The 26,258-nt window shown below is 33.4% G+C and carries 19 protein-coding genes; 11 read left to right on the forward strand and 8 right to left on the reverse strand.

Going from position 1 to position 26,258, the window contains the following annotated elements; genetic code table 11:
- The 7 genes from DK508_RS04255 (at position 1) to rlmB (ending at position 15,057) form a co-directional block, all read left to right on the forward strand.
- The gene (locus DK508_RS04255) at positions 1–747 is read left to right on the forward strand and encodes a hypothetical protein (RefSeq protein ID WP_109299492.1); all 747 of its coding nucleotides are present in this window, start codon (positions 1–3) and stop codon (positions 745–747) included.
- Positions 748–1,118: 371 nt separating this feature from the next.
- Positions 1,119–4,298 (forward strand): SusC/RagA family TonB-linked outer membrane protein, encoded by a 3,180-nt coding sequence (locus DK508_RS04260; RefSeq protein ID WP_109299493.1) that lies wholly within the window; start codon positions 1,119–1,121, stop codon positions 4,296–4,298.
- A 12-nt stretch (positions 4,299–4,310) separates the two neighbouring features.
- Positions 4,311–5,885, forward strand: coding sequence for a RagB/SusD family nutrient uptake outer membrane protein (locus tag DK508_RS04265; protein WP_109299494.1), 1,575 nt, complete (start codon positions 4,311–4,313; stop codon positions 5,883–5,885).
- Positions 5,886–5,951: 66 nt separating this feature from the next.
- Positions 5,952–9,233: a VCBS repeat-containing protein gene (locus DK508_RS04270; protein WP_109299495.1), complete on the forward strand. Its 3,282-nt coding sequence runs from the start codon at positions 5,952–5,954 to the stop codon at positions 9,231–9,233.
- Positions 9,234–9,503: 270 nt separating this feature from the next.
- Positions 9,504–12,680 carry a SusC/RagA family TonB-linked outer membrane protein gene (locus DK508_RS04275; RefSeq protein WP_109299496.1) on the forward strand — a complete coding sequence of 1,059 codons (3,177 nt, stop codon included), beginning with the start codon at positions 9,504–9,506 and terminating at the stop codon, positions 12,678–12,680.
- A 10-nt stretch (positions 12,681–12,690) separates the two neighbouring features.
- Positions 12,691–14,148: a SusD/RagB family nutrient-binding outer membrane lipoprotein gene (locus tag DK508_RS04280; protein WP_160114557.1), complete on the forward strand. Its 1,458-nt coding sequence runs from the start codon at positions 12,691–12,693 to the stop codon at positions 14,146–14,148.
- A gap of 174 nt (positions 14,149–14,322) precedes the next feature.
- Positions 14,323–15,057, forward strand: coding sequence for a 23S rRNA (guanosine(2251)-2'-O)-methyltransferase RlmB (rlmB, locus tag DK508_RS04285; protein ID WP_109299498.1), 735 nt, complete (start codon positions 14,323–14,325; stop codon positions 15,055–15,057).
- 30 nt (positions 15,058–15,087) lie between these two features.
- Here the strand turns inward: rlmB and DK508_RS04290 are convergent, their stop codons facing one another.
- Positions 15,088–15,816: a rhomboid family intramembrane serine protease gene (locus tag DK508_RS04290; protein ID WP_109299499.1), complete on the reverse strand. Its 729-nt coding sequence runs from the start codon at positions 15,814–15,816 to the stop codon at positions 15,088–15,090.
- Positions 15,817–15,961: 145 nt separating this feature from the next.
- Between DK508_RS04290 and DK508_RS04295 the strand changes: the two genes are divergently transcribed.
- Complete coding sequence (locus tag DK508_RS04295) at positions 15,962–17,245, forward strand: replication-associated recombination protein A (protein WP_109299500.1); 1,284 nt, start codon at positions 15,962–15,964, stop codon at positions 17,243–17,245.
- 32 nt (positions 17,246–17,277) lie between these two features.
- On the opposite strand, the gene DK508_RS04300 is transcribed toward DK508_RS04295, so the two are convergent.
- Genes DK508_RS04300 through radC form a run of 6 tightly spaced genes read right to left on the reverse strand, consistent with a single transcriptional unit; the run spans position 17,278 to position 22,873 of the window.
- Positions 17,278–18,111: a hypothetical protein gene (locus DK508_RS04300; RefSeq protein ID WP_160114558.1), complete on the reverse strand. Its 834-nt coding sequence runs from the start codon at positions 18,109–18,111 to the stop codon at positions 17,278–17,280.
- A gap of 5 nt (positions 18,112–18,116) precedes the next feature.
- A complete protein-coding gene (locus DK508_RS04305) occupies positions 18,117–19,523 on the reverse strand; it encodes a DUF5723 family protein (protein WP_109299502.1) in 1,407 nt (468 codons plus the stop codon).
- Positions 19,520–20,098: a hypothetical protein gene (locus tag DK508_RS04310; RefSeq protein WP_160114559.1), complete on the reverse strand. Its 579-nt coding sequence runs from the start codon at positions 20,096–20,098 to the stop codon at positions 19,520–19,522. Before DK508_RS04310 ends, DK508_RS04305 begins: the two co-directional genes overlap by 4 nt.
- Positions 20,099–20,142: 44 nt before the next feature.
- Complete coding sequence (locus DK508_RS04315) at positions 20,143–20,829, reverse strand: YjjG family noncanonical pyrimidine nucleotidase (protein WP_109299504.1); 687 nt, start codon at positions 20,827–20,829, stop codon at positions 20,143–20,145.
- Entirely contained in the window at positions 20,822–22,126 is a 1,305-nt protein-coding gene (locus DK508_RS04320; RefSeq protein ID WP_109299505.1) for a polysaccharide deacetylase family protein, read from the reverse strand. Before DK508_RS04320 ends, DK508_RS04315 begins: the two co-directional genes overlap by 8 nt.
- Positions 22,127–22,177: 51 nt before the next feature.
- On the reverse strand, positions 22,178–22,873 hold the full coding sequence (gene radC, locus DK508_RS04325; protein WP_109299506.1) for a DNA repair protein RadC: 696 nt from the start codon (positions 22,871–22,873) through the stop codon (positions 22,178–22,180).
- A 229-nt stretch (positions 22,874–23,102) separates the two neighbouring features.
- Here radC and DK508_RS04330 point away from each other — a divergent pair, with 229 nt between their 5' ends.
- From DK508_RS04330 to DK508_RS04340, 3 genes are all read left to right on the forward strand, one after another.
- Complete coding sequence (locus DK508_RS04330; protein ID WP_109299507.1) at positions 23,103–23,546, forward strand: hypothetical protein; 444 nt, start codon at positions 23,103–23,105, stop codon at positions 23,544–23,546.
- A gap of 104 nt (positions 23,547–23,650) precedes the next feature.
- Positions 23,651–24,094 (forward strand): DUF1569 domain-containing protein, encoded by a 444-nt coding sequence (locus DK508_RS04335; protein WP_109299508.1) that lies wholly within the window; start codon positions 23,651–23,653, stop codon positions 24,092–24,094.
- Positions 24,095–24,099: 5 nt separating this feature from the next.
- Entirely contained in the window at positions 24,100–24,699 is a 600-nt protein-coding gene (locus tag DK508_RS04340) for an FMN-binding negative transcriptional regulator (RefSeq protein WP_109299509.1), read from the forward strand.
- Between the two features lie 24 nt (positions 24,700–24,723).
- Here the strand turns inward: DK508_RS04340 and murC are convergent, their stop codons facing one another.
- Positions 24,724–26,076 (reverse strand): UDP-N-acetylmuramate--L-alanine ligase, encoded by a 1,353-nt coding sequence (gene murC, locus DK508_RS04345; RefSeq protein WP_109299510.1) that lies wholly within the window; start codon positions 26,074–26,076, stop codon positions 24,724–24,726.
- Between the last annotated feature and the right edge of the window lie 182 nt (positions 26,077–26,258).

Here is a 26,258-nt window from a genome sequence, read left to right on the forward strand (position 1 = left end):
ATGAAAAACCAACTCGTTATTGCAGTAGTATTCTTTTTCGGAATTAGTTGCATCCATAGTCAAAACTTAACGTCAACAGATTTCAATCTTAATTCGGCAGGGCAACCCATACAGTTTAACACCTTCAGAACGCAAGCGGCAATTATAAGTGGGAGTTTTGCTTCTTTCAACGATTCATCTGCTACAGCAGCAGAAGTAGATGGCTCTGAGTATTTGTTTGATACATGGAAAAACAAAACTATCATAAAACTAAAAAATAAAAAAAGCTACGCTTTCTCTAACTTTAATTTTAATATTAATAAAGAAGAATTCATGTCACAAATTGAAGGAGACTCTTTATATATTTTTAATTTTGAAAATATTGATAAAGTTATTGTAAACGGAAAAGAGTTCAAGTCCCTTTACAATCCTTCTGAAGGAGAAGAAAAAGTATTTCAGGTTATTTATGAGAACACTGAATTTTCAATTTTAAAAAAATATTCTATAAAAATTATTGAAAGCTCACCAGATCCTATGCTAAATCGTAGTAAAAGCAAAATAGTAAAAAGCGAAAGCTACTTCATAATGAATGGTACTGACTTTACTACTTTTAAATTAAAAAAGAAATTTATAACGGACTTAATTAAAGAAAATACCAAAGTTGCATCGTTAGATGATTATGTTAAATCAAATAAGCTTTCTTATAAAAACGAAAATGATTTAAAAAAAATCTTTGATTATAGCTATAGCACAAAGCAACCTAATTAACACATATTTCTAGGCAGTAAGATAATTTACACTCATTCATTTATCTTTTTCTTAACAATTACGATTTCACCCCCCCCTCTTGATTAGAAAATCCTTAAGAAAAAGATCTATTCTCTTAAATCGAAAGATCTTTATTTAATAAAAAAGGCCTTTATTTATGATTTCTTCAAAGAAATAAGTTATTCAAACAAACAAAATCAAATTTTAACTTAAAAAACCAAACAAACCTTAACTTCTTTATTCACAGCATAATACCCCTAAAAACCTTCATCCAAAAGTGAAAAGCACTAGTAAATTTCACACTAAAAAGTTGTATTATTAAGATATTATTATGAATTTTAGCCTGGCTAATTCTAAAATTACAAAACACAATGAAATCTTTATTGAAGGGAATTCTGATGCTATTCCTAGCATTGGTCGTGCAAACTTCTTTTGCACAAGACAAAACTGTTACGGGTACCGTAACAGATAATGGCGGATCACCGCTACCAGGAGTAAACATTATTGTAAAAGGAACAAACAATGGAACTCAAACTGATTTTGATGGAAAATATTCTATCAATGCCAGTAAAGGAGCAACTCTAACATTTAGTTACCTTGGTTTTACTACAAAAGAAATGGTTGTTGGGGATAACAACCAGATCAATGTATCATTGGCAGAAGATGCTGCGGTACTTGAAGAAGTAGTAGTAACAGGGGTGGCTTCTGGAACAAGTAAACGTAAGCTAGGGGTTTCTGTAAACTCTGTAAAAGCAGAAGATTTACAGGTTCAAGGAGCTCAAGCAATTGATCAAGCCTTACAAGGTAAGATTGCCGGTACTATTATTCAATCAACGACGGGGCAACCAGGTCAACAACAAAATATAGTTCTTAGGGCTATTAACAGTTTGAACTCATCCCAACCAATGATCTTAATAGATGGTGTTCAAGTTTCTACATCTCAATCTAGTGTTGGTGGAGCTTCTAACCAAAGTTCACGTCTTTCGGATATTGACTTTGCGAATGTTGAAAGAGTAGAAACAATTTCTGGTGCAGCTGCAGGTACTATTTATGGTGCTCAAGGTGCTAATGGGGTAATTAACATCATTACCAAAAAAGGTAAAGCTGGTGCTCCTGTAGTAAACATTCGTTCATCTGTAAGTGTGGCACAAGCCATAACAGGTGACGATCCGCTTAGAGCTACTCTGCATCACTACTCCACTAATGCACAAGGATTTTTAATTGATCTTAACGGAACTCCCGTTACTCAATTAAACAACAATGCACAATACCTTGCTGTAGATCCTAATCAAAGAAATGTAAATGGAACTGCATTGGGAGCTGAAGGTATTAATGACACTCCATTTAGAGAGCAAACTTTTGTAGCTACAGATGTACTATTTAAAGATGCTATCAACTCAACTAATGGAGTTACTATATCTGGTGGATCAGAAGGAATCAGATATTTAGTTTCTGGTAACAGAACAGAACAAGAAAGTGTATTAGTAGAAGGAAAATACACTAAATATGATGCACGTTTAAATCTTGGTTTTGACCTAGGTAAAAGAATCAAAATAAACACAAGATTTGATGTAATCAACAGCTCGAACACAACTGGTACGGATACAGATAATGCAAATGCCAACAATCTTATTAACAATGTATTCCAAAACCTTCCTCATGTAGATTTCTTTAATAGAAACTCTGATGGAGATCTAACAGTTTCACCAGATGCGACAGATCCAAACTCTGCCAATCCTTTCTTTTATCAAGAAATACAAACAAGGCAAGATGATGTAACTAGATATATCGCAAACTTTGATTTAACTTATGAACCATTTGAGGTTTTGTCTGTTAACATGAAATACGGGTATGATACTTTTTCTCAAAACTTTACATTTTTCCAAGAGAATCAAAGTAACCACCAACAACAATCTTCTATTGGTACCAATGTTACTGGTATTATAAATCAAGTAGACACTCAAGAGTTTTTTCAAAACTTATTAATTTCTACTAACCTAACGTTAGATTTTAAAGAAGATCTTAAAATCAACATCCCGGTTACATCTAATACTACTTTCAATTTTGACTGGAGAGATTTAGGTTCAAGAACCACTGATGTTTCGGGAACAAATTTACCAACTGGCCCATTTGGATCATTTAACATCAATCAAGCGGTTGTAAAAACCTTCAACGAATTTAATGATGAACCGTTTAGAACGTACGGATTCTTATTGAATCAAAAATTTGATTTTGGAAGCACATTTGGTTTTTCTGCTGGTTTCAGAAGAGATTTCTCTAACAGGTTTGGTAATAACTTAGACTTTACCTTCCCAAGAGCAGATGCTTATTTTAATATTGCCGAGTTATTCGAATCAGATATTGTAAATACTTTTAAGTTAAGAGCTGCTTATGGAGAAGCTGGTATCCAGCCATTGTTTAGCCAAAACATCTTTACTTTAGCTACTACTACAGTAGGAAGTGAAGTAATTTCGGGTATTCCTTCATCTGTAGCGAATCCTAATCTAGAGGTGGAAACATCAAAGGAACTTGAATTAGGTATTGATTATACATTTACTCCAGGTTCTGGTAGTTGGTTTACCCGATTAGATGGTTCTATGAACTACTTCGATAGAAAAACTGACGGGGCAATTTTTAGATTAGGTCTACCTACGAGTACGGGAACAAGTGCTATTTTTTCTAATGCATATGATATTACCAGTGATGGTATTGAAGCTTCTTTAGATGCTTCAATGTATACTTCAGAAAAATTTAAATGGAATTTCGGAATACGTTTCACAAAATCAACCGCAATACTTGACAGAATTGCAAATGGATTACCAGTAGTAGTTAATGACAATTTTGTATTGGATGAGGGAGAAGAAATTGGAACATTCTCAGTTTTCCCAGTAATTACAAGTTTAGATGCGGTTGATAATAGTGGAAATAGAATAATCCCTGCAGCCGATGTAAATGACTTTACAATTGCTAGTTCTGGTTATGTTGTAAATAAAAATACAGGTAGAGTTGTTATCGGACCAGACAAAACTGTTGCCGGTAGTACACAACCAGATTTTGTTATGACATTCCTTAATGATTTCTCTTTATTTGATGACTTTTTAAACGTATCATTCCAATTGGATTGGTTCCAAGGATTAGATGTATATAACCGTGCTAGACAATGGTTATACAACAACGGTCTTCATTCAGATACTGCAGTACCAGTTTCTATAGAAGATCCAACGGGAGCAGTTCAAACTGGAGCTTTTGTAAGCTACTATACTTCTTTATATAATACGAATGTACCAACCTCTGAATTCGTTGAAGATGGTTCTTTCTTAAGATTTAGAGATATTAGCTTAAACTTCAAACTTAATAAACTTATTAAGCTAGAAGCTATCGACAACATTAACTTAAGAATCTCAGGGAGAAACTTAATTACTATAACAGACTATAAAGGTCTAGATCCTGAAGCAGCAAGAGGTTTTGGAAATACTTTCCAAAGAGGTTTTGATGAATTTACACATCCAAACACGAAGAGCTATAATTTTGGATTAAATATTTCATTTTAAAAAAACAAGACTATGAAAAGTTTATTTAACAAAGCAGCATTTCTTATAATGCTATCGTTTGTGGTCTCTTGTCAAGATAACATTTTAGATACCGACATAGACCCTGTAGATAATAACCTTCCTTCTGTTGCCTCTTTAGGTAATGTAGACGGATTGACCACCTTCTCTAAAGGAATATACGATTTTATAGCATCAGATGATGTTTTTGAATCTGTAGGACCAGAGCTTGAAAGCCCTATGCTTTTCTTTACTTATGGCTATCATGAATCAATGGGAGATGCCTTAGCAACACCTTGGGGTAATTTTGCAAACAGATGGATAAATCAAACAGAATCTGTGATTTTGGATGATGGTACAGTTGTTAATCCGCCTGCAGGTGGACCACAACCAGGAGAAATTGCTATTAGAAATACAAGAGCAGCTGGTAGTGACAATCCAACGCAATATGAGTGGAGAGATATGTATAGTGTTATTGTACAATGTAATACTATATCAGAAGCTTTAGCCGATCTTGAAGCAGATGACAATACTAAAGATGCATTTAGAGCATGGTCATTATGGTGGAGAGCATATGGATATAATAGATTAGGCTCTATGTATGAACAAGGTTTGATTAATGACAAGGGATTATTAACTAATCCAACATCAGAACCAAGTACTGATTTTGTTTCTAGAACAGAATTAATCAACAAATCTAATGCATTATTGACTGAGTTAGAAACTCTTTTAAATAGTGTAGGAGATGCTACTGCGTTTAATAGTAGATTTACTAGTTTACAACTTGCTTATCTTACCGCTAAGGTTAACCTAGCTGGATTATTAGAAAACATCAATTCTTTACGAGTTCGTAATTTAGTATACAATACTAAAGTTGCCGATATGACCGCAGGAGATTGGAATCAGATAATCACACTTGCAAATGATGGAGTTTCTGCTAATTCTAATGCATTTACCATGCAATCAGAATCTTCATTCATAGACAACAACTGGTTACCTGGACAAGTAACAGGTTTCTGGTATTTCCCTAGTGAGCGTTTGATTCAAGACATTAACCCTGGAGATGTAAGATTAGATTTATATTTTGAACCTGATTTTGACTTCCCAAATCCAAGAGGTAGAGGAATACAATATGGAGCTTCTAGATTCTGGAATGACAATACACCAATTGTTTCTTCAACCGCTTTAGCAACAACTATGTATTACGCTGGAACTTTTGAAGAAAATCAATTAATACTAGCTGAAGCTAAAGTAAGAACTAACGATATCGAAGGTGGTTTAGCACACTTGGATGCTGTTAGAACTTTTCAAGGATCGGGTCTTGCTGCAACAGTAGGAACTGGATTATCACAAGCTGATGCACTAGAAGAAATCAGAAAAGAGCGTCGTTTAGCTCTACTTTTTAGAGCCGTTGCTTTCTATGACGCCCGTCGTTATGGAGTTGCTGCTGGATCTAGAACAGGTGCTTGGGTACTTGATCAAGACGGAAACTTAAACACTAATGCTACTATTAATTATGGATATTTAGAATATTGGCCAGTGCCAGCATTCGAAACAGATTTCAATCCTGTTTCTCCAACTCCTAATTAATATTTAAAATAATATCAAAACAAAAAAGAGGTTGCTAATTAGTAACCTCTTTTTTACATTTATCCAATGAATAATATCTTTAAAGTTCTTTTTGTTCTTGCTTTAGTAGCATGCTCAAAAGAAGAAACACAATCTGATTCATATCTGTTTTCAAAATTAAATCCAGAATCTACAGGAATTAATTTTAAAAATCTTATCCAAGAAGACAAAGAATATAATATAGTTAATTATTTATACTACTATAATGGTGGAGGTGTTGCCGTAGGGGATATCAATAATGATGAGCTACCTGATATTTATTTTGTTTCTAATAGAGGTGAAAACAAATTATACTTAAATCAAGGCAATCTAAAATTTAAAGATATTACCAACACCTCAAAAACTGGCGGTAATTCTGACTGGAATACTGGAGTAACAATGGTCGATATCAATAATGATGGATATCTAGACATATATGTGTGTGCCGTAATAAACATATTAGGGTTTGAAGGACATAATGAATTATTCATAAATAATGGTGATGGGACTTTTAGTGAAGAATCAGCAAAGTACGGATTAGATTATAGGGGCTATGCAACACAAGCATATTTTTTTGATTATGACAAAGACGACGATTTAGATGTTTATTTGGTTAATCATGCGTTACACACTAAAACCTCTCATGGTCCTTCATATATAAGAAAGAAAAGAACAAATTTTGTTGGAGATGTCCTTTTGAAAAATGAGAATTCTAAATACACAGATGTTAGTCTTGAAGCTAAAATACATGGTGGAGCAAATGGATATGGATTAAGTGCTTCTATTGCCGACTTTAATAACGATGGGTGGGACGACATTTATGTTTGTAATGATTTTCATGAAGATGATTATTACTATATCAATAATCAAGATGGCACATTTAAAGAACAATTGTCTAAAAGTTTTGCTTATACCAGTCGCTTCTCTATGGGAAGTGACGCTGCCGACATAAATGGTGATGGATATCAAGATCTTATCACATTAGACATGTTACCTTATAGTGAGAAAGTATTAAAGGAATCTGACGGGGATGTATCATACAAAACTCAAGATTTTCTTATTAGTCAGGGATATCAAAAACAATATGCACGAAACATGTTTCAGGTAAATAATCGTGGTGAATATTTTACCGAAACTGGTTTATTCAACAATATTGCAGCTACTGATTGGAGTTGGGCCCCCTTAATTGCCGATTACAATATGGATGGCAACCAGGATGTTTTTATTACTAATGGAATATACAAAAGGCCTAATAACCTTGATTTTATGAGATACATGTCCAACTCATTTAAAAATAAATCTCAAAACAAAACCAAGGATGACTGGCTAATTAATTCTCTAGGAGTAATGCCTTCCGGCAAAGTTCCTAATCATATTTTTGAAGGAAATTCTAAAACCTTCACCAATAAAACTGGTGATTGGATCGAAGACTCTCCTACTCTTTCTAATGGAGCAACCTATGCCGACTTGGATCTAGACGGAGATCTAGATCTAATTATTAATAACCTAAATGATTACAGTTCAATTTTCGAAAACAAATCGAATATATCTACCAATAACTCTAATCTTTCAGTGAAGTTGAATTATAAAAAATCGAATGTACACGGAATAGGATCAAAAGTACATGTTTATTCGGATGGAAAAATTCAATCTAAACAATTGTTTACATCCAGAGGGTTCATCTCTGCAACAGAACCTATATTGCATTTTGGTATAGGGCAAATTAAAGTTATAGATTCTATTAAAGTTATTTGGCCGGACAACTTTGCACAAACCATTGTGCCAAAAAATGAAATCAAAAAAGTACACGTTAACTACGACTCGACTAAAACAAAAGCTTTCCGTTATAACCTTCCAAAAAAGCAACTCCTTTTTGAAGAAAAGAACTTAATAACCTATAAACATCATGAAGATTCCTATAATGATTTTGATGTAGATAAACTTATTCCTTATAAAGTTTCTACCCAGGGTCCCGCTATTGCAATCGGAGATGTAAATAATGATGGGAAAGAAGATATATTTATAGGAGGTGCCTCATTACAAAAGTCAAAATTGTTTTTATCGCATAACCATACTTTTAAAGAAAAACATATTCCAGCTTTCAAGAACGACTCTATTAGTGAAGATGTGGATGCAACTTTTCTGGATATCGATAATGATAATGACTTAGATTTGTTTGTAGCTTCAGGAATCATTTCAAATATTAACAAAGAATATCAAAATGATCGCCTATATATTAATGATGGCAAGGGGAATTTCAAAAAACTTAAAAATGCTATCCCAAATAACAAAAACAACACTGCTATTATTAAACCCTATGATTATGATCAAGACGGAGATATTGACCTCTTTATAGGTAATAGATCAGATTCGATTACTTTTGGTCGAAGAGTAAATTCTTATGTTTTAAACAATGATGGCTCAGGGAAATTTGAGAAAGATGATAACTTTTTACTTCAATCCATGGTAACCGACGCCATTTGGAGTGATATTAATAATGATAATATAAAAGATCTATTAATCGCAACCGAATGGGATAAACCAAGAATTTTCATAAATAATAGAGGAATCTTAAAGGAATCATTAATTAAACCTAATATTAAAGGTTTATGGCAATCTATTACATATTACGATATTGATTATGATGGAGATAAAGATATTGTTCTGGGGAACTGGGGATTGAATACAAAATTTAAAGCCTCCCCAACTTCTCCTCTAGTCTTACATTATGCAGACTTCGATAACAACAACAAAAAGGAAACCATATTGACCTATACTTTAGATGGTAATTACTTCCCGGTTCATTCAAAAGATGAATTATCTTCTCAAGTAAACATTATTAATAAACGTTATCAAAGCTATAACAGTTATGCTAATCAATCTATAGATGATATTTTAAAAATCTTAGATAGCAAAAACATCATTAAATATGAAGTACACACTTTGGCCAGTGGTTACCTCGAAAATATTAATGGAACTTACAACACATTTAGATTATTTCCGGATGCTTTGCAACTATCACCTATAACTTGTTTCCTGAAATATGATTTTTTAACCCAAGAATATGACCAACTATTACTAGGAGGTAATTTTCATGGTCTTAACACTTATCACGGCGTTTTTAGTTCTAACGATGGTTTTATGGTTAAAAAAGATAGTCTTTATAATGCGCCTTCTTATATAAAAACCTTTAATCAGGGGCTATCAATTCAAATGAAAGAACTTCGAAGTATTAAAACTCTAAAACATAATACAAGTACATTTTTAATAGCAGTAAGCAATAATGACAGTATTGTGTCGTATCAAATCAATGAAACAAAACCTGAATAAGCATCTAATTTTCAGATATTCATAAAATTAAGTGAAATAATCACACCTATAGGCTCACCAAAATGCACGCCCAGAGATAGAAAAAAACACTATTAATTTGGCAAAATAAAAACATTCTTTTTTTCAAAAACCCGCTACTATAACGTTTTAGCAAGAGTTTACAATTAATTAATCCAGTTAAAGCAATAATTCAAATTTTAATAGTAAAAAGTTGTTTTATAAAGATATTATTATCATTTTTGGAGCTGGCTAATTCAAATAAATTGTAAAATGAGAACAAAGTTTAGTGGAATTTTAACGCTACTTTTGGCGTTTGTTGTGCAAATTACTTTTGCGCAAGAAAAAACAATCTCAGGTAATGTAACCGACGACAGAGGGTTACCGCTACCAGGGGTTAATATCGTTGTGAAAAACACAGCTGGAGGAACACAAACCGATTTTGATGGTAATTATAGTATTGCTGCAAACAAAGGTGCTGTATTAAGTTTCAGTTATGTTGGTTTCACAACAAAAGAAGTTGTAGTAGGTGATAGCGACAATGTTAGTGTTCAACTAGCAGCGTCGGCTTCAGAACTTGAAGAAGTAGTAGTAACAGCATTAGGTATCGAGCGTTCAGCAAGATCTCTTGGTTATGCAGTATCTACTATTAAATCTGAAGACCTTAATGAAGTTAGAGAAACTAATTTACTTGGTGCTCTACAAGGAAAAACTTCAGGTGTTGTTATCCAGAATCAGAGTGGTAACGTAGGTGGTTCTACAAGAATCCTTATTCGTGGTGTCTCCTCATTAACAGGAAACCAACAGCCGTTATTCGTGGTAGATGGTGTACCAATTTCTAACTCGAATATTGCAACAGGATCAAGAATTACTGGTGGATTTGACTTTGGAAACAGAGCGCAAGATATCAACCCAGATGATATAGAATCTATATCTGTACTTAAGGGAGCATCTGCTGCCGCATTATACGGATCTAGAGCATCTTCAGGGGTTATTATCATTACTACCAAAAAAGGTAAACAAGGACAAGCAGCAAGCATTAGCTTTAATTCAAGCTTACGTTTTGACTCTCCTTTAAGATTACCTGATTTCCAGAATAGATTTGTTTCTGGTGATCAAGGAGTATACGATTTCACTCAAAATGAAAGAGATCAAACTACTGTAGGTTGGGGTCCAGCTATTGATGATCCATCTTTAGCAGGTCAAACTTTTGTTAACCTTCAGGACAACAATACTCCTTTCAGAATTTTCGAAGATGGAGTTGAAGATTTTTATGATACTGGTATTACATCTATTAACAGTTTAACTGTTGCGGGTGCAGGTCAAAATGGAGATGACTACAGATTAAGTGTTGCCTATACAGATGTACAAGGTATCATCCCTAATTCTTCTTTAAATAGAACAAATATTGGATTAAATTCTGGTAAAGAATTTAATGATAAGTTAAGTTCAAGATTTACCGTAAACTATGTTAGAACAAATACAGTAGGTACAGCTGCACAAGGAGCGAATGACCCTAACGTATTAACTAATATCGTTAATGGTTTATCAAGAATTACTGATTTCTCTTTATTTGAGCAAGATGTAGATGAGTTCGGAAATCAAATTAATGATCCAGGTGGACAATCAAACAACCCATTGTTTATTGCACGTCAAAATGCAACTGAAACTCAAGTAGAGCGTTTCTTTGGTAATGCTTCATTACAATATAGCCCAACAGAAAATTTCAATATTTTAGGTAGAGCTGGTTATGATACATTTACTGATCAACGTTTGATTCAGAACAGTATTGGTACGATTGGTGCTTTACGTGGTAGTTTTACAGATGATTTCATCAAAAGACGTGAATTAACATTAGATCTTATTGCAACTTATGACAAATCTCTTTCTGACGCATTTAATCTTACAGTAAGAGGTGGTATGCAATGGAATGAAAGAGTTATCGATCGTTTACAAAATGCTGCTACTAACTTAACAGTTCCTGAATTATTTGATCCAGGTAATGCTGAAACAAATTCAGTTTTCAAAGATTTTAGATTACAAAGAATCTTTGGTGCATTTGGAGACATTACTTTAGACTACAAAAACTGGTTAATCTTGAATGTTACTGGTCGTAACGATTGGTCTTCAACATTACCATTAGATAATAATAGTTTCTTCTATCCTTCTGTATCTTTAAGTTGGGTATTCTCTGATGCTTTAGACATCCAGAGTGATTTCTTAAGTTATGGTAAATTAAGAGGATCTTGGGCAAATGTTGGTGTAGATACAGCATCTTTCCTTTTAGATTTTACGTTTAATCCTGATACTCAATTCTTCCAGCAATTTGGTCAAGGTGGTACTTTCCCATTTGACGGTCAGTTAGCATTTAACTCTGATGGAAACTTGGCAGATCAAAATCTTAAGCCAGAAAATCAAGAAAACTTTGAAGTAGGTATCGAATTAGGTTTATTCAACAATAGACTATTTATCGACGCTACGTATTACGAAAACTTTACTGAAGATCAAATTGTAACGGTTCCTACACCTCAAACATCAGGTTTTGCAGGATTCCTTACTAATGTAGGTAAGATTAGTAATAAAGGGGTTGAACTACAATTAAACGCAAAAGTTATACAAACTGATGACTTTAGCTGGGATGTAGATTACAACTTTACTAGTAACGAATTTTTAGTAGACGATCTTGGATCTTTACCAGGAGGAGCTTTAAACCTAGCTACTGGATTTAACGGTATTGCTGTTAGAGCAGTTGAAGGAGAAAGTCTTCAATTATTTGGTCCACGTTGGTTAAGAGCAGTGGATGCGCAAGGAAATGATATTGAAGATCAAATATTGGTTGATGCTAATGGTATCCGTCAAGTTGGACAATCTGCAGAATTAGGAGATATATTCCCTGACTATACTATGGGTCTTACTTCTACTTTTAGATATAAAAATTGGAGATTATCTACCACTTTTGATTACAGAGAAGGTGGAAAGGTATTTTCAAACACTGTTGGACAGTTAAGAAGATCTGGTTTAGCTGAAGAAACTGGAGCTAACAACAGAGAAGTTTTTGTTGATCCAAATACATTTGTTTCAACTGGTGTTAATCCTGATGGTTCTACAATTGTTGCACCAAACACAACTCCTATTAGTAGTGTTCAAGACTACTGGGGTGGTTTTTCAAATGCAAGTGTTGTAGAAGGAAATGTTTTTGATGCTACTTTTATCAAATGGAGAGAAGTTAGTTTAGCATATACATTCCCTGCACAAATTCTTAAAAGTACACCTATTAAATCTTTACAAATTGCATTAGAAGGTAGAAACCTTGCAATTTTTAATACTGATGTACCTCATATTGATCCAGAAGCTGGTTTAGGAGGTTCTGCAAGTAACCTACAAGGAATTGAAAGAGGTGGTGTACCGACTACAAGAAGTTTCGGATTTAACATACAAGCAAATTTTTAAAATGAAAAAAATGAAAAATATTCTTATAAATAAGATCAGTGTACTTTTCGTTGTTATGTCCGCGATCCTTTTTACAGGATGTGAGGATTCGATTGAAGGTATCAACTCTGATCCCCTTGCTGCTCTAGAAATAGACCCAGCATTATTAATGCCAGAGATTTTATTAGGTGGTATTACAGCACCGAGAACTGTTGAGTCTTTTCAAATGAGTACTCACTCTCAACAGTGGTCTTTCTCTGCTAACTTTGGAGTATTCCGTAACCCTGAAAGAGGTACGATTAGTCCAAACACGACTAATAACATTTGGATTGGTTGTTATACTACTGCTTTAAGAAACTTAGCGCAAATGAGAATTCTTACTGAGCGTAATAATCCAGCAGCTAGAAATATTATTGGTCAAGCAAAAGTTCTTGAAGCTTTTACATTCTTACATTGTACTACTATTTTTGGTGATATGCCATTTAGTGAAGCAATTCAGGTAGATGAATTCCCTAATCCGAATTTTGATAGCCAAGAAGATGTGTTAAGAGGTGTTGCTACATTGATTGATGAAGCTCTTGTTGAATTAACTACAGATACTGATATCGTAGATGGTGGTGATTTAATTTATGGTGGTGACAGACAAAGCTGGATACGTTTTGCAAACTCTATCAAATTAAAAGCTCTTATGTTAATTGCTAATGTTGATCCTGCATCAGTTACAGCTCAATTACAAGCTTTAGTTGGACAACCAATGATTACTGAAAACTCGCATGAAGCTAAACTTGATTATTTAGATGCTGCTGGTAACCAAAATCCAATCTATACATTAATTGTACAGTTTGCTGGTGGTGACCAAGACTTCTATTCTGGTGGATCAACTCTTGTTACTTTAATGAACAATAACAATGATCCTAGAAGAACTGCTTATTTTGATGAAATCACAGCTGGTGGTTTTGCAGGTCAACCTCAAGGTTCTTTAATTTTAGATCCTGATCAGTTCTCTCAGATATCTCTAGACGTTATCCGTCCTGAGTTACCAGACAGATATGCTACTGCTCCTGAGACTAACTTCTATTTAGCTGAAGCTGCATTATTAGGATTGATCCCTGGTGGTCAAGCTGCTGCTGACACTTTCTATCAAGCTGGTATCACAACTTCTTTAGGTCGTTATGATGGTCTTGCAAATGAAGTGCCTGCTGCTGACAAAGCTACTTATTTAGCTTCTGCTAGAGGTTCTATTGCTGCAGATAGCCAAGCTGATGCATTAACAAAAATTCATGAAGAGCATTATGTTGCTGATTTCATGAGACATCAAGAATCTTGGACTACTATTAGAAGAAACCAAGTCCCTGCTTACGAAGCTATTACAGGAACTGTTCTTACAGGTAACATAAACAGATATGCTATACCATTAAGTGAAGTTACTTCTAACCCTAATGCTCCAGCTGTTGAAGCATTAACTACTCCTATGTTCTTCCAGAACTAAGATTAGAGTTGTTGTAATAAACATTTTATATAAATATAGACATCCCTCTGAAAATTTCAGAGGGATGTTTTTTTATACCTATATTTGTCGGCTATTACATGGATTCTAGGGTTGCAATTGTTTACAAACGTGATCTAGCATATTCAATTAAACACATATAAATTACATTTAAGAATGAAAAACGAATCTCAAGTTTTCGGTATTAGAGCCGTAATAGAAGCTATTAATTCTGGTAAAAACATCGATAAACTTTTTATTCAAAAAGGGTTACACGGAGATCTATCCAAAGAACTTATGGGTCTATTAAAAACTAATAGTATCTCTTTCTCTTATGTGCCTGTAGAAAAACTAAACAGACTAACCAGAAAAAACCATCAAGGTGTTGTAGCCTACATATCCCCCATTGAATTTCATGATTTAGAGGATTTAGTACTTAACGTAATAGAATCAGGTCAAGTTCCTTTATTCTTAATTTTAGATCAACTATCGGATGTCCGCAATTTTGGTGCCATCATACGCACTGCAGAATGCACAGGGGTTCATGGTATTATAATTCAGAAAAAAGGAGGCGCTCCAGTCAATGCCGATACTATAAAAACCTCTGCTGGTGCCGTATTTAACATCCCTATTTGTAAAGTAGATCACATTAAAGATGCTATGTTTTACCTACAAGGTTCTGGCATACAAGTTATCGCTGCTACAGAAAAAGCATCAGATACTATATACAATGTAGACACCACTATTCCCTCTGCCATTATTATGGGTAGTGAAGGAAAAGGAATATCGAATTCTGTTTTAAAGTTAGTTGATCAGCAAGCTAAACTACCTATGCTTGGCGAAATTGGCTCTTTAAACGTTTCTGTAGCCTGTGGCGCTTTATTATATGAAGTTATTCGACAACGACTATAAAATAGATTATGTGATGGTAAAAAGGATAAATTAGTTTTCTTCTTCTTTTTTATCATCTTTATACTCGTAAATAACCTCTATATCTTCTTCTGGTAGATTTTCAATGAAATTACCATTTTCATCAAAGTGTTTTAAAAACTCATCATCTTCAGGGTTATAATCAGGGGATTCCCATCGATATTTTTTTGGCTTAACTACCCCTTTTTTAATAATCAATGCCAATAAGGCACCAACAACAAGTCCAGACAAATGTCCTTCCCAAGATATTTTTGGATCAATAGGCAACACATACAAAACCATACTCCCGTAAATAAACACAACTACAAAAGATAAGGCCGTTAATCTGAAATGTCTAGCTATAATTCCTTTAAAAAACAGGAACCCAAAAAGAAGGTATACTACCCCACTTGCTCCAATATGATTTGCAGGACGACCAAAAAACCAAGTTGACAAACCCGTTAAGAGAACCCCTACAAGCAATATTTTCCATGCATTTTGTCTATAAAAATAAAAAAGGGCTATCGATAATATTAACAATGGTAATGTATTATGCCACAAATGAGTAATATCGGCATGTATAAAAGGAGAAAACAATACACCTCTTAGCCCAATAATTGTTCTAGGATACACTCCATAATTATTAAAATCAAATCCAAAACGTACTTCAAACCAAAATACTATCCAGATTAACAATATGAATAACAGTGGATATCCAACAACACCTGTACTAAATTTAAAAAGATCTTTTTCTTCGTTCATTGGTTTAATAATATATCAAAAAAAAGTCCAAAACCTGAAATTCAGCTAAAATGGCAGGTCCTATCAATAATTATGAACATAATTACTCTTTTGATAAACTCTTTTTTTTACCAATGATTATCTTAAGCTTCGTAACTTTGCAACTATGAATACAAATCGGCCTTTGGCAGAAAGGATTCGCCCAGAATCATTATCTGCTTATCTTAGTCAGGAACATTTGATTGGAAATGACGGTTCTCTAACCCAACAAATTAAAAAAGGAATCATTCCTTCATTAATTCTTTGGGGACCTCCTGGAGTAGGCAAGACAACCTTAGCAAATATTATTGCTAAAGAATCGGGAAGGCCCTTTTATACGCTAAGCGCTATTAATAGCGGTGTAAAAGAGGTAAGAGATGTTATCGAAAAAGCAAAACAAAGTGGTGGACTTTTTACCTCAAAAAACCCAATATTATTTATTGACGAAATTCATCGATTTAGTAAATCTCAACAAGATTCTTTATTAGGAGCTGTTGAAAAAGGCTGGATAACATTAATAGGTGCTACAACAGAAAACCCAAGTTTTGAGGTGATTCCTGCTCTTTTGTCGCGTTGTCAAGTATATGTCTTAAATGCATTTGGCAAAGAGGAATTGGAGGCTCTATTGGATCGCGCTATGAAAGAAGACGATGAACTTAAGTCCAAAAATATAGTTTTAAAAGAAACCGAAACACTATTAAGGTTTAGCGGTGGAGATGCTCGTAAATTATTGAACATTTTTGAACTCATAGTATCTGGTCAAGATCAAGACCCCATTGTAATTACTAATGATCTTGTTTCGAAACTAGTGCAACAAAACACTGTTCGCTATGACAAAACTGGAGAACAACATTATGATATTATCTCTGCTTTTATAAAATCGGTAAGAGGTAGTGACCCTAATGCGGCCGTATATTGGTTAGCTAGAATGATTGAAGGTGGAGAAGATTTAAAATTTATCGCCAGAAGAATGATCATATTGGCCTCTGAAGATATAGGTAATGCAAATCCAACGGCGCTAATCTTAGCAAATAATACATTTCAGGCAGTAAACACTATTGGATACCCCGAAGCACGAATTATATTAAGTCAATGTGCTGTATATTTAGCTACTTCTCAAAAAAGTAATGCATCTTATATGGCCATAAACAAAGCGCAACAACTAGTAAAACAAACCGGTGATTTATCAATTCCATTACATATTAGAAACGCTCCTACTAAACTAATGAAAGACTTGGGGTATGGCGAAGATTACAAATACTCCCACAATCACAAGAATAATTTTGTAGATCAAGAGTTTCTTCCAGATGAAATTAAAAATACAAAATTATATGAACCAGGTGATAATCAACGAGAGAATTCATTTAGAAACTTTCTTAAATCTAGATGGGGAGATAAATACGGATATTAGATATTGAGAACATAAATTATGTTGCCCTCTTATTATTGTCTAGCCAAAACGTCTTTAATTAATTTATTTGTTGCTGGATTTACTCTTTCTAACACAAAATTTCCATATCCATCAAAATGACCCCCTCCACTTAAATCTCCAGCTGTTACCAGGTAGTTATTATCTCTTTCCATCTTGTAGATTTTTCCTAAGGAAGTGTCTTGATTTGATTTTTTCTGAAAAACTTCAAACCCGTATACTGTTTTCTTAAACGTATACCTATTACTATTTAATGTATACGATATTGATGTTGCTGACCCTGTAGTAGTACTACTACCACTAGATGATACCTGCTCATTACCCTTTGTCGTAACAACTTTCTTTGATGGTTCGGCAATTTCCTTTTGACTTGCTACCGATGTTTTCTCTATAGAAGGCTCGGTATTTAGTTGCTTTTCGTTATACTTATATTTCAACCCTTCAATACTTTTAAAGGCATTTCTTAAAGCTTCGTGATACGCTAACTTATATTCCTTTTCTTTACTTTGTCCTTTTTCAGATATAAAAACCTCATTCCCATTACAATCTGTCAAACTCACAAAAAGTCTTGTTATAAAAAGTCCTGAATCTTTTTTCACATCAGCTTGCAAACCCATACAACCATTTGCCGCAAGATCTTCAGGCAGGTTTTCTCCTTGCATTACGGCCCTAAAACCATATTTATTAAACAAAAACTTAGTAAGTGAATTTAATTGATATGCATCATTACCTTTAAGAAACTCATAGCTTTTAGGCACAATAACATACTTATAATCATGTATACTCTTTTGAGCATTGATACTACCTATTGAAAACAAAATAATCCCTAAAAATAAATTGCGTAACATATTCATCACATTATAATATTAAAACCTAGTTGAACTGTAGCCCCATTAGCCTTTGCAAGGTTAGTATAATCAAATAGATTATTAGCCGAAATATAAAAATTTATTTTATCAATATGGGTAGATAACAAAAACCCTACATTATAATAAGAATAATCATCTACAGTATACGTTACTTTTGTTCTCAAAAACTTAGATAACCGTTTGTAGTAAAAAAGTGAGGCTGCATATTGTGGCCTTTTAGGCCTAAACTGCATAAATACCTGGACTCCCAGTGCATCTAAATAAGGAGGGTCCTCTCCTTCTATACAATTATAGCATGTGCCATCGTCGTATTGGTTAAAAGAGTATCTAAGTGAACCATTTAACTTTAAGGGCCTCATTGTAATATAACTTGTACTTAATGTATCCAACGGAATGGCTTCTTCTAATTCATCCAGAAAATCTTGAGATTCTGCTCCAGAAAACTGAATTGGAGTTTCGAAACCCTCAAAAACATAATTCCCTCGTGCTCGATAGGTTTCTACATCATTTGTATAAAAAATAACTCCGAGGTCATTAACACTACCTGTTAAATTTAACTGTTCATTAATCTTATGAGTAACACCTATATCAACTCCAACTCCTAAGTTACCACCAAGGAGCGCTCTTCCTATTAATTTATTTACAATCTCTTTACCCTGTTGAGCATCAGTATTATCTGCAATATCTCTAAGAGATGCATAACCAGCCGTTCTTAAAGTTACATTGGCATTACTCACAATATGCTGGTAAATATTATTTCCTTGTGGGGTTTCTACAGTTGTAAAAGTACCGCTATTACGAGCAGTTCTAGCATGAAACAAACTAGAGTATAGTTTTGCTCTTGCTCCAAAAGTTAATTTTTTATTTACTTTTTTATTATATCCAAAATGATACACCATCAACAATTCTCCTGATGCACTAATGTTCGAAAATCGAAAAGGTTGATTAATAAAATCACGATTACCTTGATATGCCAGAACAGCAAAATCTTTAGGAAAATATCCTATGAGATCTAATTCTTGATATACTCCACCCGAAAAATATACATCCCGATGTTTTTTACTCTTCCAACCAAAATTAACCACTTCTAGTTGCTGAGTAAGAGTTAAATAATCATTACTAGTAAGTTTATTTAATGTAGTTTCTATTTTTTCATTAATACTCCTTCCATCATCAGCAAAAACATCAAAAAGCGTAGCACCTCGTAGCCCAACATTTGTATGAAACTGTGATAAAAACGGCACTCCCAAATGACGTTTAAACTTAATATCTGCTCCAGGGTTACTCATCAATGATTGCGGTAGGTCGGTGAAGTCGTATAGCGTTTCTTTATTTTGCGAATACACACAAGAGCCCCATAAGAATATACTCAAATATATAACTGCTCTCATAATTCGTAATTAATAAAATAGGTTCCTTTAGATCTTAATTCTAAAACTCCTAGTAAACCACTATTTACATTTTGAACTCTAATAGATGACACTAATCTATTCGCATCTCCCAACACATTAATAGTAGCATTATCCAAAACGATAATCTCTGTAGTCACTACAGGTTCTGTTCCCGGGCCGTTCCCCGATTCGGCAGTAATGCTAAACGAAGGACCAATACGCTGACCTCCCGAATTCAGGAAGCCAAAATCAAAATCAAAACTTCTTTGGATGGTGTTACGAAATTCAAAAGTTAACTCAACGCGATCTAAGTTATCTACAACAAAGTCCGTTCCTAAAAGATCATAGTTTAACGTGTCGTTCACTACAACTTCTGGAATTATGATAGAAGGATCCAAATCAGGATCAATAAACTGACTAGTATCAAACCTTGAAAAAATGAAATCAACTTCAAAAACAGGTGTAAGTACTACATCTTCGACCTGATCAAAATCCACATCTTTTACGCAAGAACCCGATATCAATGCTACACAAAAAATGTATAGCATTACATAAAACTTTTTTGTTTTCATCATAGGGGCAAATGATTTATAGTAGACTAAAATACAAATATTTATTTCTACAAATGTTTTTTAATATTTTTTAGTTGTGAAACTTGAACATTTCGTAACGGTAACTTTTCATTATGATAATTAAAACAAATAGTTCTTAGACCTAATGCCTCTGCTCCCAAAATATCCGCCTCATAATTATCTCCTATCATTATACTATTACCCGTTTCAGCCCCTGAAACCTTCATAGCATGTTCAAAAATAATAGGGTTTGGTTTTTTTACTCCTACTTCTTCACTATTAGTGATCGTCTTAAAATATTCTTTTATCTCAGAATTAGACAATTTATTTTGCTGTACTTCTCTAAAACCATTGGTAATAATATGCATTTCATATTTTGGTTTTAGATACTCTAATAAATCTTTCGCTCCCTCAATCAAATAATTGTTAAGAGGTAAAAAAGAAATATAATCCTCAGACATTTGATCTATGATTTCTAAAGAGAATTGAGTATCAAGAGCTGTAAAAGCATCTATTAGTCGACCTCTTCTGAGTTCTTTTTTACTTACTTTTTCTTCTCTGTAAAGTTTCCAATATTTCATATTGATAGGTTGATAAACTTCTAGAAAAGAATCTATTTCACGATTTATCTGAAACTTATTAAAAACCATCTCAAACGCTAATGAAGAGTTTTTATCAAAATCCCAAAGTGTATGATCTAGATCAAAAAAAATATGCTTTATTACATTATTCATTATCTATATTCCAAATAAAGTTAAAAATTGATTTCCAAAATGACTGATGGTGAATATCGCTAAATACAGTATTACTAAACACAGGGATAAAAGTTCCTTTAACCTCTTTAACCCTATCCATATATGCAATAAGCTCATTTCTAACCTCTCTTTCTGTATCCATATCTTCTCTTTGACCCAAATTAGCAAAGCAAAAAGGATATACCATCAAAGGCGTTTGTACTTCATAATCCAAATCATAAAACATAAAGGGAGTGCAAGTACCCGCCCTAAAACCAGAATACTTTGAATATCCCATAGAGTAATCCTCTCCTATCTCAAGTTCAACAAAATTACGATAAGCCTCTGGTAGTTTTATTTTAAAAAAAGAACACATTGAATATTTCAATCTTCTATTCAAAATGCCTTCAATTCTTTCCTTTTCCTTTTTTAAGATGGGCAACTCACATACTGCCTCATAAGATGCTTTCAAACCTACATCAACATAATCTCCTATATGTTTTATAACGGTGCGGTGCTGGGGTTTGTTGTATCCTATATTTTTTTCGTAATTAGAATAATCCCCAATCCCGAATAAAACTTTAGCTTTTCTTTTCTTTTTTTTCTGAAGTTCAATGATAAAATCAAAAACATCATAAGGATCCCTTTTCAATCCCAGTAAGGTTTTAAATCTATCTGTAAACTCATCCAATTTCAAACTCCACAAATCACGTACACCTCCTCCAATAGAACGTAATATTCCTTTGTTTTTATACGCAAAGGTCTCACTAACAGACACAACAGGCATTATCGAAAATTTTCTTTCTCCAAACTGAAGATTTGGATATTTTTCTAAAAGAATTTTCATGAATTTGGAAGCCCATACATCAATAACAGGGAATTGCAAGAAATCATGCTTATAAGCAACGCTTTCTATAGCCGGAAATCTACCCATGACATCTTTAACATGCGGCATATATTCCTCGTACCTAGTAAGCAGGTAAAACGAAGCAGCGAAAATATCAAAAGGTAATGCCGAAACTTCTTGTTTTACTTCAAAAAAACATTTGGTATCTTCCCAAGAAGATACTTGCACATCAACATCATTTAATCCATGTTCAAAAAGTAAATCAACACTCTGAAAATACAATTCCTTTCCCAATGGTTGCTTTCCATAAGAAAATTTGGGTCCGTCATGAGCAATAAATGTTTCTATTTTAGACGTTAAATCAACATCCAAACCCAAAATACGTTTACAAATCTGCTTAAAAGTATAGGATACTCTTGGTGTTACTTTTTGTGTATGTATTAATAACATATTTCTAATTACAGATTAGATTTATAACAATAATAAGATGCCCTTTTTTATTTATAATATCGATTCGTCTGCAAAGCTAAAATAGCTTTTTTCTCCAATAATAAGGTGATCCAATACTTTAATATCTAAACTTACCCCTGCTTGTTTCAGTTTTTGTGTTAACTCTTTATCGGATGTACTGGGTTGCACAGAACCGCTTGGATGATTATGAGCAATAATCATACTGGTAGCCCCATACTCTAAAGCATTTCGAAAAACCACTCTAACATCAACCAATGTTCCTGTCTTTCCGCCAACGCTTATTTGTTTTTGTTGAAGCACTTTGTTAGCATTGTTAAGATACAAAACCCAAAACTCTTCATGTTCTAAATCCCCAATAACAAGATCGAATAATTGGTACGCATCTTTACTACTATTTATTTTAGGTATTGGTGTTATATCTTCTTTTCTTCTTCGTCCTAATTCTAAGCCCGCAACTATAGATACAGCTTTTGCCTCTCCAATACCTTTAAAAGTCATTAGTTGTTTTACTGATAGTCTCCCTAGTTTATTAATGTCATGATCAACACTTGCCAAAATTCTTTTACTTAATGCTACTGCACTCTCATTTCGATTACCCGACCCTACAAGTACAGCTATTAATTCTGCATCACTTAAAGAATTTTTCCCTTTGACGATTAATTTCTCCCTTGGACGATCATTTTCATTCCATTCCTTGATAGAAAAAGAAGAGTTTTGCTCGTTCATTTATTAACTTTTATGATTAAATCGAAAAAAATATTTCTATTAGTAAGTATAAACTATTTATCTCAAATACAACAGATTATTGCATTATTAATCTAATAAAAGAAGCATCTTGTTTTTAATTATCCTTCAAGAAATCCAGTATATATTTGTTTGAAAATGAAAGTTTTACTATATTTGGGCACCCTTAATCTAAAAATGAATAATTTAACACCTTCAAATTAACCTATTTATGAAGAATATTTTTACTATCGTTTTACTTCTATCAACTTTAAGTTTTTACGGACAGGATAAGAAGGTTTCCTTTTTGAATTTAGTAGGAAATAACATACAAGTGCCTCGTGGATGTGAAGCTCAATCTGAGTATGAATTACAGGCTTGTAATGGAACATCAATAAAATGGGATTACTATACTGATGATATGTTATCTGCTGTTTTTGAAGCTACAATTAGTGCTTTTGCAGAAAGTAATTCTTCTAAAACAGAAGTAACTTTTACTTCTTTTGGCTCTCAGTTAAAAGGATATAAATTTAAAATGGGTACAACCTATCAGTACTTCTTAAGAGGTACAATAAAAGATCAACCATTAATGATAAATTTAGGAACACCTAAAGATATCGCTAGTAATGATGATTTAGATGGGTTTTTAAGTCTATTCTTTGATGAAGTAGGTTAATTATATACAATATATATGTAAAGGCAGCTCTTATGGGCTGCCTTTTTTATTTTATATAAAATAATATCTTATTTTTGATATTATCCATCCAAAAACCTCTTTTCATGAAATCCTTATTCGAAGAATCAACCTTACAGGAAATAGCGGATAGAATTAACAAAGTTTCAGACTCCAGTAATCCTTCTTGGGGAAAGATGAATGCGTCTCAGATGTTTTATCATTGTCAATTTCCTTTAAAGATAGCTATGCAAAAAGAGCACCCAGAACTTAAACCTAATTTTTTGGCTAAACTCTTTTTCAAGAAATCTATGTATAATGACAAACCTTGGAGAAAAAACTTACCTACTCATTCCAAACTAAGAGTAGTTGATCAAAAAGAATTTGAAAAAGAAAAACAAGAATTATTAGATTTGGTATCAGAGTTCTCTAATAAACGAGATCAAAAAGAATGGGCTCCTCATCCCATGTTTGGAAAATTTTCCCAAGATCAATGGGGAAAAATGCAATACAAACACCTTGACCATCATCTTCAACAATTTAAAGCATAATATTAGTGTATCCACCAAAACACCATCAAGATTACAACATTGATAATATTAAAGAAGTAGCTAAGGCATATCCTTTTGCTACATTAATATCTGCGAATAATAGCATTCCTTTTATTACTCATGCTCCGTTAATTTTTCATGGAAAAAAACTTGTTGGACATATTGATGCGAATAACCCGCACACTCAGTTTTTAAAAGACAACCATTCTATCACTAGTGTTTTCCAGGGACCTCAAACCTATATTTCTCCTTCTATTTACTCTACAAAGCAGCTGCCCACATGGAATTATATTATTACACATGCGATCGGAAAGGTAAATCAAATAAAAGACCCGATTACTATAAAACAATCTATGGTTACAATGACCGAATTTCTAGAAAATCCAGATCATAAGTTTACCCTAGATATAAACGATCAAAGAATGGATCGTTTACTTCCTTACATTCATTGTTTTGAAATTGAGGTCGAACAATGGGAAGGAAAATTTAAACTAAGCCAAGACAAAGTACCTACAGATATCGAAAACGCAAAGCAAGAACTCATTTTAAATAATCAGAAAAGTGTTGCTGATTTTGTAAATGATATTTTTAAGAGGCATCTCTAATGTATACTTTGATAGAAATATAGGTTAAAACCAACTTTTTACCTCATCAAAATTTAAACCTCCATAGTTACCACTACTCATTAATAACAAAACAGCATTCGAAAAATTCTCTTGTTTTAAATAGTGCTGAAACTCCTCTGGGTTGGTATAAATCAAAAGATCTTTACGATTAAAAGCCTTTTCAATTTGATCTGCAGAAACCTCTTCTAATTGTTTTATTTTAACCGCGTCTGGTGAATAAAAAACCACAGCTTTATCTGCGGCATTTAATGCACCCTCATATTCTTTTAAAAATTCAGCATTAAGACTACTATATGTATGTAATTCTAGACAAGCAATTACATTTCTATCCTTGTACTGTTCTTTTACAGCCGTTGTTGTTGCCTTAACTTTGGATGGACTATGCGCAAAGTCTTTATAAGCCACTGTAGTCTGATTTTCCGCAATTTTTTCTAATCGTTTAGACGCTCCTTTAAAAGAAGCAATGGCCTCATAAAAATCATCCTCGTCAATGCCCATATGTTGACAAATCCACTTTGCTCCTGCCAAATTACTTAGATTGTGTCCTCCAAATATTTCTATTGGCATTTCACCTTCCGGGGTATCTAGCATTGTTTTCCCGTTTTCTATTCTATATTTTGGAGTCGTATACGCAAATTTTCGAATCGGGTTTTCAGTTTGTTCGGCCAGATTTTTCACTTCATTGTCCTCCTCATTGTACACTAAGGCTCCTCCATTTACTATAGAACTCATAAAAACTTCAAATTGCTTTACATAGTTCTCATATGTCGGGAATACATTAATATGATCCCAAGCTATACCACTCACCAAAGCAATATTTGGTTGATAAAGATGAAATTTTGGCCTGCGATCAATTGGAGACGAAAGATATTCATCTCCTTCTAATACCATGAAGTCATTTTCTTCTGTGAGATGTACCATAGTATCAAAACCATCTAATTGCGCGCCTACCATATAATCTACTTCTTTTTCATGATAATGCAATACATGCAAAATCATAGATGTAATCGTAGTTTTACCATGAGAACCACCAATAACAACACGAGTTTTGTTTTTAGACTGCTCATATAAAAACTCAGGATAAGAATAAATAGTCAAACCTAACTCTTGGGCTTTAAGTAATTCTACATTATCCTGTTTAGCATGCATTCCCAAAATAATAGCATCAAGATCAGAAGTTATTCTTTCTGCAAACCAACCAAGCTCATTAGGCAATAGCCCATGTCGTTCTAATCTTGATTTTGAAGGTTCAAAAATGGCATCATCACTTCCTGATACCTGATATCCTTTTTGGTGTAAAGCAATAGCCAGGTTATGCATTGCACTCCCTCCTATAGCTATAAAATGTACCCGCATAGTAGTTTTTTAAATCTCTTGGTAAATATACGACCTACAACTAATAATAAAAGACACAGGTAATGAAAAAAAAACAAAAAGTAAGCATCGAAACCTAAGTGTAAAAGAATAAAATTGCTCCCTCACCGATCTACATAGTCCACTAAGCGAAACGTATCTTTCCCTCATTTATGGTTTTACAC

Origin of the sequence: Aquimarina sp. AU474 (genome assembly GCF_900312815.1) — a bacterium.
In the GTDB taxonomy this organism is placed as follows: domain Bacteria; phylum Bacteroidota; class Bacteroidia; order Flavobacteriales; family Flavobacteriaceae; genus Aquimarina.